We start from the raw sequence: 14306 nt of genomic DNA, 5'->3' as shown, positions 1-14306 counted from the left end.
TTATTGAAAAAGATAAAAAAACACCTAATGAAGATAAAAATAAGAAAAATCAGAAAAGCCGATGTACCAAGAGTCCATGAATTGGTATATGAATTGGCCGTTTACGAAAAAGCTCCCGAACAAGTTACCAATACGGTTGAAATGATGCTCAAAGACGGTTTTGGGAAAAATAAAGTTTTCGGCTGTTTTGTAGCAGAAGTAGATGGAATTGTTCAAGGAATTTCGCTCTATTATTATAGATATTCAACTTGGAAAGGCAAACGTTTGTATTTAGAAGATATAGTGGTTACGGAGTCAATGCGTGGTCATGGAATAGGGAAAATACTATTTGATAAAGTAATTGAGGAAGCTAAAAATACAAACTGTACAGGAATGATGTGGCAAGTATTAGATTGGAATGAGCCAGCAATTAACTTTTATCGTAAAAACTTCCCAACAAGATTTGATGAGGGATGGATAAATTGTCATTTAGATTTTTAGTAGAACAAGAAATTCTTGTTCTACATTCAAAATCTTTGTCTTTCCATCCGCCTTCTTTCCTTCGTTATTTTTAGCTGTTTTTTATAGCTTTTAATTGACTTTTCTCCAATATAATGAACTTTCCATTTAAGTATTTTTCTAGGATTATATGTTTTACTTCCATGTTTATGTTCTAACTCAACCCTGCATGATTTTATCGGACAAGGTCGGTAGAGAAAACATCCATCGAATAAGATGGTAAGTAACATTACAAAAAATGCATTTTTCATCATAAAGATTCCTAAAAACTCACATCTAATAATTCTATTTCTTAAAATTAATATTTAAGTTCAAAATGCCAGAAATTATACAAATAAAATCGGTTGGTAGTGAAAAATTAACCAAACAACAGCGAAAATTCAATGAAAAAATTCAGAAAATCTCTGAATTGAAGCAAAAAATTGACTGGGCAAAAAATGAGCTTGAAATTATTCAACGTAAGATTATTATAGAAATTTTACCCTTAGAAAAAAGATTTACAGAAGTTCAGATTAAGCAATTAGCAGCTTTAGACAAATTATACTACGAAAACAATTTTCGAAAACGTGATAATGATACGCTTTCTGAACTTATACTTGAAAAAGCAGAAGAACTCATTAAACAGAATCAGTCAAAAGAAGTCCATGAAATTTTTGCAAGACATAACGATGGTATTTCATACGATGAAATGTTAGAATTAGCAAATCAGAAAGCTTCAGCAAACATTAAAAATTCTATTAAAACTATTTTTGGCGTCGAAAATGAGATGGATTTCAATAAACCAGAAGATTTTCAAGACTTTCTGAATGAACAACTTGAGTCTGATGAATTTAAATACGAAAACAGAAAAAAGAAAAGAAAATTAATTAATAATAATGCTGAAGAAAATAATAAAAATCAAACATTAACTGCTCGTCAGGTATACTTAGAATTAGTAAAAGTCTTTCATCCTGACCGTGAGCAAGATGAAAATGAAAAAGAGAAGAAGAATTTAATTATGCAAAAGATAATTGAAGCTTATGAAAAAAATGATATTTATGAACTAATAAATATGAAATTTGAACTGCTTCAAGTACATAATGCATCTGATGAATCTTTAAAAATTCAAATCCAGTTGTTAAATAAACAGATTGAAAAACTAGAAAATGAAATTACTGAACTTTATTCATTTGGGCGGTCATCATTTTTTGGTAAATCATTGATTGAAAGATTTGGGGGTGATCAATTTCAAAATACAGAAACTAAATTCACTAAAGAAATCAATAATTTAAAGAAAATCATCAAACATGAAGAGAAAATGTTGCCTTTCTACTATGATGAAAACCAAGTTTTATACTTAATTGAGGAGTTTAGGCTCAATCAACACAAAAATAAAAAACTAGGTAATTTTTATGATATTATTGAAAAAATGTAGGAGCAAAATTAGCTTCGCTCCTACTTTTGCTTGTATTTATTTAACTTTATCTCTACGTTCTTTTAATTCACGCCAAGTAGTAAGTATAATCTGATTATCTTGAATATACTTTTTCAACTTAGGGTCAAGCATGGCTAACATATCTCCTCTACGTGTATTTCCCGAATCAGAAATATGTTCAAAAACTTCTGTTGGCGAAGTACAATGCATGATAACCATCGTAACACCCGGTTGTAAGTCTTTGAAAGATTCTATGTATTTATCAGTTTTATATTTTTGTAATTCTTTATCAGAAGGATTTTTTACTTTATTCATTGTCCATCCATAACTAATGTTGTGAAGGTCATCTAAAACAGGTAAACCAGCATTCCAAAGCATTTTACCAATTTTCTGAGCTTGTTCTAATGTTAAGCCCGCAGCTCCATCACGCATAATCATCGTATCATGACCACCCGGAAACATAACAGGAATTTTATTTTCAATTCCTACTTTGAAATATCTTTCCAAATAATCTTGACGAGCAAATAAAGTACCCATGTGCGAATCTAAATGCGTTGGCTCAAAACCCATTGCTCTTGCTCGCTCTAATTGACTTCTTATTTCCTTTTCAATTTCATCAGCTGATGCGTGTCTCGCTGTTTCTTCAACACTACGCCACATCGCACCTTCGTCATCTACAAGATTAGGAACGGTTGGTTTGCCAGCTAATGGCCCCCAACGATAATCTTTCCATTCAGAAGTAAGTGTAAGGTGAAGGCCAGCATCAATTTTTGGATTATTTTTTAGATAATGAACAAATCCAGGTACCCAAGGGCATGGCATCATTACACTCATAGAAGTAGCAATACCCTCTTCAACAGCCTTAATGGCTCCAACATTAGAATCATACGACATTCCAACATCATCAACGTGCATGATTACAACTTTAGAACCTTTAGGAAAACCTAACTTTTCAGCATAAGTTTGGGCAAATGTTGTAATAAATGTGAGCCAATACAGCAATATTAAACTTAATAAATTTTTCATTTTAAAGCTGTGAATATGAAAGTGGCACTAAAAATACACGAATAATATGTGAAACTGTATTAGCATATTCAGTAGCACCCGAAATACGCTTCCAATCGGCATTGGCACTAAAATTCTTCCAATTAGCATCTCTTTCTTCCATGTTTTTGAATGCAAGCATATAAGTCAAACACGGCATGTGTTCTCCAGCAACAACTTCTCCGAAGAAAACAGAATTAAGCTTTGTGTCTCTAAAAATTTTCAATTCTTCATCATTAAACATTTTTATTTTTCTACGAGCTGCATCTTCTGAATAACTTTCGTATGTACGTAATTCAAAAAGTTTTTGCTCAGAGGTTGGCTTAACTAATTGAGGAATTCCATCAAAAGCATGCATTAATGATGTAGTAAATCTTGCATAAGGTGCTTTTTCAGGAGGAAGTGCATTATATTCTTGTGTCGCTTTTATAAAATCAGCATCGGTCTTGATTTTTGCATTGACGGCAGCATACTCTTCAATTGAAGAATAAGGAATAAATACGTAAATTTTAGCTGGGTCAGAGGCTCCCATTTCACCAAAAGCTCCAATATTCTTAACTCCATATTTATTGAGTGCAGGAAAAAGAGCATTTTTGAAATAATTTTCAATATTTGAACGTGGAGTGCCAAATTTCAACTCGTAAATACGAAGTTCATAAAATTCTTTTTTTGATTGCGAATACCCCAAAAAGGTAACAGACATTAACAAAATCAATAAGATGTTTTTTTTCATTGTGTTATTTTGATATAGATTGAATGATAATTTTTACTTATTAAAAGATTCTAAAACACGCTTTACAACTCCATCCATTGCATCTGTGGCAATCCATCTAACAACCATAACCAAATCGTGCTCTGGGTCAACGTAAATCATATTAGTTCCATTCCCTAAATGATAAAATGCCCTCTCTGAAGCACTTGGTAATAGTTTTTTGTTGGTATTTAAAAACCAATTCATATATCCGTAAGTAGGTTGAGCGGCAGTTGGCGTAAGTGCTTGATTCACCCATTGTTCAGAAAGTATTTGTTGAGAACCCCACTTCCCTTTATGTAAAGATAATAAACCAAAACGTGCCATATCATAAGCATTTATAAACATGCCACCGCCCCAATGCCCACCTCCACTCACAGATTGAACTGCTTGCCCATCTAAAACAATCCAAGAATTACGATACCCCGTCCATCTCCAAGTATTAGAAGCACCAATTTTATCCATTAAATTTTCTTTTAATACTTGTGGAAGTGGTTTCCTCCAAACACTCAGAGCAGCTAACGAAAGTACATTTACACGAACGTCATTGTATTCATACACAGTACCGGGTTTATTTCTAGTACGATTTAACCATAACGCAGGGTCTTTATCTGGCCTGTCAGCCCAGTCGGGTTTCCCCCAAAGTGTTCCTTCCCAGTCACTTGTTTGTCGAAGAAGATTATCCCAAGTAATAGTTTTATTATGTGGGGTATCAAACAATTTCAATAATTCAGGCTTTCCGAAATCATCGGCTGGTCGATTTACAGGTTGACCATATAATTCGATTGGGGGAATATAGGGTGCTACTGAATCATTGACATTTTTTATTAAACCACGGTCAACTGCCAATCCAACTACACTAGACAAAAAGCTTTTTGTAACACTATGAGTTATATCAGTTCTTGCTGGTTCTCCCCATTCAGCTACTATGTATCCTTTATGAATTATCAAACCAGTTGGTAAACCTCTTTCAGCAAATGGACCTATTGCAAACCCGAACGGCTCCTTGCCAAATGACTGATAATGAGACACTTCCATGTTTTTAGGATTTTTAATTTCATTTTCAATGGCAAATGCCATAGTTTCTAGAATCTTGTTTTGATTCAATCCTAATTCTGTTGGTGATTTTTTCTGCCACGCATTAAATGATGGAAAGTACGGTTCGTTTTTCTTTTGGGCATGAACTGCACAATTGGTAGAAATTAATAATGTGATTGTTAAGAAGCGTAAATGTTTATTCATAAATAATTTGCTATCAATTATAGAAAGAATGCAAAATAATCCAATTAAACTAAATTTTAAATTAAATTGCGATGAATAAATTTATTTAAGAGACCTATGCAAGAAATTGGACTTTACATAATGGCAGGATTCTTCGTTTTTGCCGGAATTACGCACTTTACTAAAAAGAATTTCTTTATGAAAGCAATGCCTCCATACATACCTAATCATGAAGAGATGGTTATTTTAAGTGGAATTGCAGAAATAATACTTGGTATCGGACTTCTGTTTACACAAACACGTGCACTTTCTGCTTGGGGGATTATTCTACTTTTGGTAGCTGTATTTCCGGCCAATATTTATATGGCTACTTCTGGGAAATTCAAGAAGATTCCACAATGGATGTTGTGGTTGAGATTACCATTACAATTAGCATTAATGGCTTGGGCCTATCTATATACAAAATAAATTTCCCAAACAAAAAACTTACTATCTGGGAAATTATATTTTAAAACATTTAATTCATCACTTTCTCAAGACTTTCTAGAGTAATTATTGGAGTTGCTCCTTTTTGAGTAGCTACAAATGCTCCCACCGCACATGCAAAAGCTAAAGCCTCTTTTGCAGAAGCATTTTGCAACCATTTAGAAATAAAAGAAGCTAAAAAAGAATCACCACTACCAATTGTATCGGTTACACTAACTTTAAAGCCACTATGCTCAGAAAATATATAATTTTCATCAATAAAAAAGGCACCATTTCCACCTCTTGTAACGATAATTCCTTTTAGATTAAACTGATTTTTCAAGAAAATTGCATTAGATTGCTCATCTGAATTTTCACCATACCAAGAACAAATCATTGCTAATTCTTCGTCATTCACTTTAACAATATCGGCCAATTCGAAAAGTTCCTTGACTAAATCTTCACTAAAATAAGGTTTTCTGAGGTTGATATCTAAAACAGTAAGATTAGCATATTTTTGCAGTTGTAAAAGGGTTTGTTTTGAGGTGTTATTTCTCAAAGCTAAACTTCCAAAAACAAAAGCATCGGCATTCATTACTGCATGTTTAGCTTCACCAGTAAAACTGATATTATCCCAAGCAACTGGTTCAATTATAGTATAGGAAGGACTTCCTTTTGAATCAATAGCCACTTCAACAGTTCCAGTTTGAAAATCGTTGTTTATTTGAATATTTGAAACATCTAAACCTCTTTTTGATAAAAAATCAATAATTTCTTCTCCGAGATTATCATTCCCAACAGCACTAATCATCTTTGCATTTAAACCAAACTGTGTCGCATGTACAGCCACATTCATTGGAGCACCTCCTGCCACTTTACCAGTTGGCAACAAATCCCAAAGTACTTCACCAAAACAAACAATATTTTTCATATTCAATACTTATCGTTTTTATTATTAAAACTATTTTTTCCAAATTGATTTGAGAGTGTAAATAACACCGCCAATTAGGTCAGCTTTACCACCTTTACTGTAAAGCTCAACTTTGGTAAAATATTCATTTGGGAAAAATAGGTCTGTAATGGCTACTTTACCGTTATTTACAAATAACTCAATTGAAGCATTATCAATTAAAGCTTTGATTGATATATGATTATCTTCAAGATTTGCACTGTGAATCGCGGCAAATTTGGGAGAAAAGTCTGATTTACCAGCATTTCTTCGGTCAACAAATACTTTTTGAATCATTTTATCGAATCCGATAATTACTTTTTCGTTCTTAGAATTTGAAATTATAAAACCAAACTCACTTGCTGTTGAAGTGCTAATATTAAAATTTAGATTAATTTCTTTTTGTACAGAAGCATTATGAATCAAAACGTTTTTAGTTACAGCTTGCTTTTGTATTATCTTTTTCTCTAATCTAAGATTTTTATAATTTTCAATCGGCATTTGGTTTAAACGAAAACCCTTAGTTGTATTTACCAATGATAATTTTCTGGGAATTGTCATTCCACTACGCCAAGTAGAAGTTGGAACAGTTGTCGCATAATCATCCCAATTCGACATCCAGCCGATATAAACACGCTCCTTTGTTGGCATATTAAACCATGTTACCCCCGCATAATTATCAGCCCCAAAGTCTAGCCACAACTTAGTTTCGGGGGAGTTATCATTTGTGAAGGTCTTTCCATCAAAATTTCCGATAAAATATTGTGTACCCGAGCCTCCATTTACAGCTCCTCTACCTATATTTTGTATTAAAACCCACTTTTCGATTCCTTCCTTTGTCTTTAATGATATTAAATCCGGACATTCCCAAACACCATCATTGGTACTTTCTTTAATTCCAAATTCACTTTCTTTTTGCCAATTTTTCAAATTAGGTGAAGAGAAAATTTCTAGTTTTTTTCCAACTGCCAACGGCATAATCCAACGTTTTGTTTGTTCGTGCCAAAAAACTTTTGGGTCTCTAAAATCCACATCTCCTTTATTAGCAACAACAGGATTTTTATCATATTTAATCCAAGTTCTACCTTTATCAATACTGTAAGCAATGCCTTGTGATTCTCTATCCGAACGACCAGCTTTTTCTTTTTCCATATCATGATAAGTAAAAATGGCTACCAAGGGTTTCTCTTTTCCAATTTGAAAACCGCTAGTATTATTCTCATCTACCACAATACTTCCCGAAAAGATATAACCCAAGGAATCTGGATAAAGTGCAATTGGTAAATTTTCCCAATGAATCAAATCCTTACTTATGGCATGCCCCCAGTGCATAGGCCCCCAAACAGTTTTATCTGGATAGTGTTGGTAAAACAAATGATATTCTCCTTCGTAAAAAACAAGGCCATTAGGGTCATTCATCCAACCCTTTGGAGGTGTAAAATGAAATTGTGGTCGGTAAGTCTCTTGATACTTTTTTTGAGAAGGTTCAATTTGAGCGTTGGCTGCAAATGTTCCAATTATCAACATTGATAACAGGGCTTTTTTCATAGGTAAAGTAGTAATATTAATTAAGTAGTAAGATAAGGCTGCAAATAACAAAAAAAGTGAGAATTGTCTAAACCCTAAAACAAAAAATTAGCTAAAGAAATAGCATAAGTGAGAAGATTGAAATCAGCAGTAAAAAGTTAAAAGCTTGTACCTCCACCATAATTTATATCGAAACTCGATATTGAGATAAAAGTATCTATCATTTTACTACTGATTCTCACAGGTTCAAAAGTTGACGGGAAAAATAAAAGGTTCATCAATAGGACTTAATACATATACGAAAGAACCTAACTAATGGTTTTAAAGTATTTATAAAAAAATTATTGTAGAACACTAAATTTTATTTCAACAAAACTTCAAGCTTTGATAATAAATCCTTGGCTGAGGTCACAACTTGCGTAGTTGGCTTATTATCAGATTCTTGTAAAATATTTTGTACATTACTTAAATTATTCTGTATTTTTTTCAAGTCTTCTTCTTTCTGATTAAATATTTTTAATCCTTCATCAGTCATTCGAACTCTTTGACGAGCCTCCTTCATTTTTTCAAGTTCGTTAAAAACTTTCTTCCTTCCTTCATAGCAAGCAAGTGATAGGTCATGTTGGAGTTTTAAATCAATTGCTGCAGTTTTAACTCTTGGATCCATTTTAACAAGGAAATTTTGCTCGAAAACTTTTCCATTTACAGTTAATAAAGCAGTGTAATAGCCAGGAAGTACCCAAGGAGAAGTTGGGTCAGGAGCTGTGTTTTTATAAACTGCCGAGATTGGGTAAGTCGGAGGTAAATTCAAAGGTTCATAATGTAAATCCCATACAAATCGATGTGAACCTGCCTCTGCAGATAAAATCTGTTGTGGACGAATCCAATAATGAGGAATATTCAAATCTGGTAGTTCGTAAGGTTTGTCATCACTTGAAAAACTTCTAATTATTTTTTTTGAAGCATCATAAATTTCCAACTTAACAACACCCTTTATTTTTTCCTTCAAAAAATAATTAATGATTGCTCCATCTGGTGGGTTTTGCCCTTGAGGTTCTTCTTGCGGAAGCGGTGTATCGGTATAAGTACTCCAACGTACACGATAAGTATTTTGAGGTTTATACAAAAACGCATCATTTTTTGCCACTTCAGAAGTAACTTGTCTCAAAGGAGTAATATCATCCAAAATCCAAAAACTACGTCCATGCGTCCCAACAACAATATCATCATCTTTAATAACTAAATCTCTAATACTTGTAGCAGGCATATTCAATCGTAGTGATTGCCAATTTTCTCCTTCATCAAATGAAACATAAACTGCATTTTCAGAACCAGCAAAAAGCAAACCTTTTCGGTATGGATCTTCTCGAACAGTGTTGATTGGTTCATTAGGAAGGCCATTAACTATTTCATCCCAAGTTTTACCACCGTCTTTGGTTCTAAAAATATGTGGTCGCAGATCATCTAATCTAATTCTATTAACAGCCACATAAGCAACATTTTTATCAAACTGACCGGCATCGATTTGCGAGATTTTTGACCAATACCAATATCCATCTTTTTCACCTTTAGGTGTAGGCGGGGTAACATTTGTCCATGTTTTACCACCATCTGAAGTAATATGAATTAATCCATCATCAGTACCTGCCCAAATCGTATTTATATCTTTTGGTGATGGAGCAACTGAATATATTACCCCTCTACGATTCATTTTTTTCAATGACTCAGTAGTAAAAACCCCAATACTTGAAGGGACAAAGTCATAGGTATCTCTTGTTAAATCTGGACTTATTACTTCCCAAGAATCTCCCCCATTTTTGGTTTTGAATAAAACATTTCCAGCAAAAAATAGCGATTTTTTATCTACTGGAGAAAATAATACAGGTGCTGTACGAATAAATCGATATTTCCCAGAGCGAACTGCTTCGGGAGCAATATTTTGGGTTTGACCTGTTCTTTTATCATACTTAGTTATTTTACCACCATATATAATATTGGGGTCGAGCGGGTCTGCTGCTACATATCCATACTCCTCAACACCTACTGGATGCCAGTCTCTAAAGGAGATTAATCCATCATTACCTCTCGAGGCTATACCTACCGACCCACTTTCTTGTTGGCCCCCATAAACATTGTAAGGGAAAGCATTGTCGGTACTTACATGATAAAATTGTGCAGTCGGCTGATTATACCAAGAAGAAAAAGTTTCGCCACCGTTTACAGTAATGATAGCACCCTGGTCAGCCGCTAAAAGCATTATATCAGGATTATTTGGATTAATCCAAAGTCGGTGATAATCATCTCCACCTGGAGCACCTCGAAAAGCAGTCCAAGTTTTTCCACCATCTTCAGATTTCCATGTATCAACATCAGCACTGAAAACAATATCAGGATTATTTGGGTGAACTTTAACTTCCGCGAAATCACTTCCTCTACCCCAAATGCGTGGGTCTTGACTCACTAATGTCCAAGATTCACCCCCATCATTCGATTTAAAAACACCGCCACCTTCAGGAGAGTCTACGGTTGCGTACATTCTTTTGGTATCACTTGGTGCAATACAAAACCCAATTCTACCCAAGCCTTGTTCATAAGTTGGAAGCCCTTTTGTGAGTTTTTTCCAAGTATTTCCACCATCTGTCGATTTGTAAAGGCCACTTTCCGGACCTTGCCAAGCACCGTTTTCCCATGGTCCTTGTCGGGCTGCCCAAAGGTCAGCATAAACTATATTAGGATTTTTGGGGTCAATGGTAACTTGAATAGCACCCGTATTTTCGTCTTTATACAAAACTCGTTCCCATGTCTTTCCGCCATTTGTTGTTCTGTAAACTCCTCTTTCAGTGTTTGGCCCATAAGGATGACCCAATACTGCTGCGAATACACGATTTTCGTTGGTTGGGTCAATAGCCAAACCACCAATTTGTTGACCATCTTTTAAACCAGTATTGACCCAAGTTTTTCCTTCGTCAGTTGATTTGTAAATACCATTTCCAACTGATAAATCGGGTCTTTGAATACCTTCTCCTGAAGCAACATAGATTACATTTGGATTTGAAGGAGCTACCGCCACATCACCCACCGAACCTGTGGGTTGGTCATCAAAAATGGGAAACCATGTACGCCCGTAATCAGTGGTTTTCCAAACGCCACCGTTGTTTACGCCAATATAAAATACATTGGGTTTTTGTGGAACCCCAACTGCTCCAACTGTTCGACCGCCACGATGAGGGCCAATCATACGCCATTTCATGCTATCAAAAAGCTTGGGGCTGAAGTTTTGTGCGTATGAGAATAAACTAATAAGTGAGAAAAAAAAACTAAAAATCTTAAATTTCATGAGAAAAAGAGGGTTTGTTGAATTATTCTTTTTTTAATAATTGTTGTAATTTATATATATTTTTTTGTTTTGAGGAAAATTCGTGAAATGCTCTAATAAAAAAAGCCAAACAAACGTTTGGCTTTCGCGAATTCTATTTCAAATTCTTCAAATATTCGATACTTAATGGCACAGTTTCAAGTTCGTGCTCACTTTCATCTTCTATGAAAAAGTGTTTGATACCAATCTTTTTAGATTGTTTAAAGATATTTTTCCAATCAGCTTGTCCTGTTCCTAGCACTACATCATTTTCGGCAGGAGTATGTCCCGAAAAATCTCCTTTAACCCCTTTCTTTAAGTCCTTTACGTGCATTAATTTCCAGCGGCTACCATATTTTTTCAATAAACCAACTGGGTCTCCACCTCCGTGCAAAACCCACAGAACATCCATTTCAAATGAAACATATTCTGGGTTAGTATTTTTGAAAATATAATCTAATAAGGTACCATTTTCATATGGTCTAAATTCATATCCGTGAGGGTGATAACAAAAAGTTAGTCCATTTTCTTTCAAGAATTTGCCTGCTTTGTTAAATACATCTACTGCCTTTTTAGCATCTTCAATTGTAAAATTATCACCTTTGTGAGGTATCCATGCACACATAACATATTTTGCTCCAAAAGTTTTTGCTTTAGTTATAATATCCATCGAAAGATTTTCTAATTGGTCATAACCAGCACCAATAGAAGGAATTGTGATGCCGCGAGCCTCACAAAGTTTTTTGTATTCTTCATCAGTTACGCCTTTGGCTCCACTTGTTTCTATTTCGGTAATTCCCATTTTTTGAATTTTATCAAGTGTGCCAACTACATCTTTTGGAAAATGATTTCTAAAAGTATAAGCCTGAACACCAAACGGATAGGTGTACAAATTCTTTGCGTTGGGTTGTGCAAAAGCTAATTGCTGCATGCAAATAAGCATGAAAAAGAGGATAAGGGTTGAGTTTTTTTTCATTGTCTAAAAATTCTAATTGCTACTAAATGTTTGGTTTCTTTATTCTACTTTAAAAATTAAGTCTTGATTTTGTGGCTTTGAGAGTTCTTATTATGTATTTATTTTAGTATTATCGTACATCTATTTCTGTCTTTGCTAAGCTATCTAATTATTTAATTATAAAGTAGATAAGCTCGACCAATAAAACAATTTATGCGACGAATTTCATCTCTTTATTATTAAAAAAGAATCTATATTTATTCAAACTGAAAAGCAAAATAAGTACAAGTGCCTTTGCCTACGTTTTTCAAGCCATGCCAATCATTTGATTGTAGAAAAACCACATCACCCACTTTTGAATCATGCCAAACTCCGTTAATAATCTCTTGGGCTTGACTTTCCTTTTCGTTGTTTTGTGAATTAACTAATAGAATAACCTCGGCTGCTTTATGCTGATGTGCATCATGGCTCATTAAACCTTCATTGAGTGTTGTTGTATGCATTTCAAATCTTTTACTCATACTTGTTGCTCGATTATAAAAATCTCTTCTTCCTCCTTTATCATGGGGTTTGAAGGTTGTCTCATCCCAATTCAACATTAAAGAGCCACCCGCTTTTTTTCCACGTTCAATATCAACAGGTTCGTTTGAATAATACTGAAAAACATAGTATGTAGTGTTTTTATCACTCAGATTTACAGTCTCACGAACATCACCAGACATAATTAGGGCAATACCGCCAGCTTTTAGGGTTTTGGTTTTACCTTCGATAGTAACCGTCAACTCTCCTTCCTTTACAATAATTAACTCTTCATTCTCTTGTGTATAAGCTTCTTTTCTCATTCTTCCTTTTGGAAAAACAGTTGTGGCATGAATTTTAAACAACTTAAAATGCGGTGTTTTGCCTTCTAAAATCAATCTCGCTTCACCTTGTGGCCTATTCACAACCGCTAAATCTTGCCAACGATACACCCTCGATTCAGAAAATTTATCTTGTGAATAAGTCTTAAAATGAAGTATTAATAAAAGGAAAAAGAGTTTTTTGAGCGTTTTCATTGGAAAGGAAGGTCTAGATTAGGTGAAAATAGCTAAAATTTATTTTGTAAAATTTTAATGATAATCAATAATAAACCATCACCACAAGTGATGCACCAATGGCTTGATGTGCTTTGAATAAATTTTATTCATTTCTGTAATTTGTGCATCTGTCAAATCAGGATAATCAAGTGATGCAATATTAGATAAAACTTGTTCTGGTCTTGAAGCTCCCGGAATAATTGTACTCACTGCATCAAATTGTAGAATCCATTTGAGGGCAATGGGTGCTAAGTTTGATTCATTTGGAAAAAGTGCTTTGAGCTCTTCTACGGTTGTCAAACCCGTTTCATAATCAATCCCTGAAAAAGTCTCACCTTTATCAAACATTTCTCCATTTCTATTAAAATTGCGGTGGTCACCCGAAGTAAAAGTCGATTGCTTAGAGAATTTTCCAGTTAGAAGTCCACTCGCTAATGGAACACGAACAATAACACCAATATTTTTCTTTTTGGCTTGTTCAAAAAACAATTCGGCTGGACGCTGACGAAAAGTATTAAATATAATCTGAACTGATGTTACATTATCATATTCAATTCCTTTTAAGGCTTCCTCTACTTTTTCAACGCTGATACCTAAATTTAGAATCTTTCCTTCTTCTTTTAATCGGTCAAATAGTTCAAAAATTTCTGGTCGATAAAAAACTTGCGTTGGCGGACAATGCAATTGAATTAAATCAAGCGTTTCTAAACCCATATTTTTTAAACTTGCTTCAACAAATTTCCTTAATACAGCGGGTTGATATGCTTCATTTACATGAGGGTTCAGTTGACGACCACATTTTGTTGCCACATAAATTCTTTCTGAACGATTTTTTACAAATTTACCAACGGCCTTTTCACTTTCTCCATCTCCGTAAACATCAGCAGTATCAATAAAATTAATGCCTGAATCTACAGCCGCATGTAAAATTTTTTCAGCGTTTTCATGGCTAAACACTTCACCCCAAACACCACCAACTTGCCAAGTACCAAGGCTTATTTCAGAAATTTCAAAACCTGTTTTTCCTAATTTTCTGTATTTCATTTTTATA

12 protein-coding genes are annotated in these 14306 nt (G+C 34.1%); 3 read left to right on the top strand and 9 right to left on the bottom strand.

Annotated elements, in window-relative coordinates; translation table 11 throughout:
* Positions 1-27: 27 nt before the first annotated feature.
* Positions 28-480, top strand: a complete 453-nt coding sequence (locus EMTOL_RS19090) for a GNAT family N-acetyltransferase (RefSeq protein WP_015030969.1) — start codon at positions 28-30, stop codon at positions 478-480.
* 334 nt (positions 481-814) lie between these two features.
* Positions 815-1912 carry a hypothetical protein gene (locus EMTOL_RS19080; protein ID WP_015030968.1) on the top strand — a complete coding sequence of 366 codons (1098 nt, stop codon included), beginning with the start codon at positions 815-817 and terminating at the stop codon, positions 1910-1912.
* A 36-nt stretch (positions 1913-1948) separates the two neighbouring features.
* On the opposite strand, the gene EMTOL_RS19075 is transcribed toward EMTOL_RS19080, so the two are convergent.
* The 3 genes from EMTOL_RS19075 to EMTOL_RS19065 are packed head-to-tail and all read right to left on the bottom strand — an operon-like array spanning position 1949 to position 4949.
* A complete protein-coding gene (locus EMTOL_RS19075) occupies positions 1949-2938 on the bottom strand; it encodes a polysaccharide deacetylase family protein (protein WP_015030967.1) in 990 nt (329 codons plus the stop codon).
* Position 2939: 1 nt separating this feature from the next.
* Complete coding sequence (locus EMTOL_RS19070) at positions 2940-3689, bottom strand: NIPSNAP family protein (protein ID WP_015030966.1); 750 nt, start codon at positions 3687-3689, stop codon at positions 2940-2942.
* Between the two features lie 33 nt (positions 3690-3722).
* Entirely contained in the window at positions 3723-4949 is a 1227-nt protein-coding gene (locus EMTOL_RS19065) for a serine hydrolase domain-containing protein (protein WP_015030965.1), read from the bottom strand.
* Between the two features lie 96 nt (positions 4950-5045).
* On the opposite strand from EMTOL_RS19065, the gene EMTOL_RS19060 reads away from it, so the two are divergent.
* The gene (locus EMTOL_RS19060) at positions 5046-5396 is read left to right on the top strand and encodes a DoxX family protein (protein ID WP_015030964.1); all 351 of its coding nucleotides are present in this window, start codon (positions 5046-5048) and stop codon (positions 5394-5396) included.
* 49 nt (positions 5397-5445) lie between these two features.
* Here the strand turns inward: EMTOL_RS19060 and EMTOL_RS19055 are convergent, their stop codons facing one another.
* The 6 genes from EMTOL_RS19055 to EMTOL_RS19030 all read right to left on the bottom strand — a co-directional run bounded on the left by EMTOL_RS19055 (position 5446) and on the right by EMTOL_RS19030 (position 14299).
* On the bottom strand, positions 5446-6324 hold the full coding sequence (locus EMTOL_RS19055; RefSeq protein ID WP_015030963.1) for a carbohydrate kinase family protein: 879 nt from the start codon (positions 6322-6324) through the stop codon (positions 5446-5448).
* 30 nt (positions 6325-6354) lie between these two features.
* On the bottom strand, positions 6355-7890 hold the full coding sequence (locus tag EMTOL_RS19050; protein WP_015030962.1) for a glycoside hydrolase family 32 protein: 1536 nt from the start codon (positions 7888-7890) through the stop codon (positions 6355-6357).
* A 340-nt stretch (positions 7891-8230) separates the two neighbouring features.
* Complete coding sequence (locus EMTOL_RS19045; protein ID WP_015030961.1) at positions 8231-11206, bottom strand: VPS10 domain-containing protein; 2976 nt, start codon at positions 11204-11206, stop codon at positions 8231-8233.
* A gap of 133 nt (positions 11207-11339) precedes the next feature.
* Complete coding sequence (locus EMTOL_RS19040; protein ID WP_015030960.1) at positions 11340-12200, bottom strand: sugar phosphate isomerase/epimerase family protein; 861 nt, start codon at positions 12198-12200, stop codon at positions 11340-11342.
* Positions 12201-12436: 236 nt separating this feature from the next.
* Entirely contained in the window at positions 12437-13234 is a 798-nt protein-coding gene (locus tag EMTOL_RS19035) for a cupin domain-containing protein (protein ID WP_015030959.1), read from the bottom strand.
* Between the two features lie 78 nt (positions 13235-13312).
* On the bottom strand, positions 13313-14299 hold the full coding sequence (locus EMTOL_RS19030) for an aldo/keto reductase (RefSeq protein ID WP_015030958.1): 987 nt from the start codon (positions 14297-14299) through the stop codon (positions 13313-13315).
* Positions 14300-14306 lie beyond the last annotated feature (7 nt).

This window comes from Emticicia oligotrophica DSM 17448 (assembly GCF_000263195.1).
Lineage (GTDB): Bacteria > Bacteroidota > Bacteroidia > Cytophagales > Spirosomataceae > Emticicia > Emticicia oligotrophica.
The sequence above is the reverse complement of the archived record's forward strand: the minus strand, read 5'-3'. Positions and strand labels throughout refer to the sequence as shown.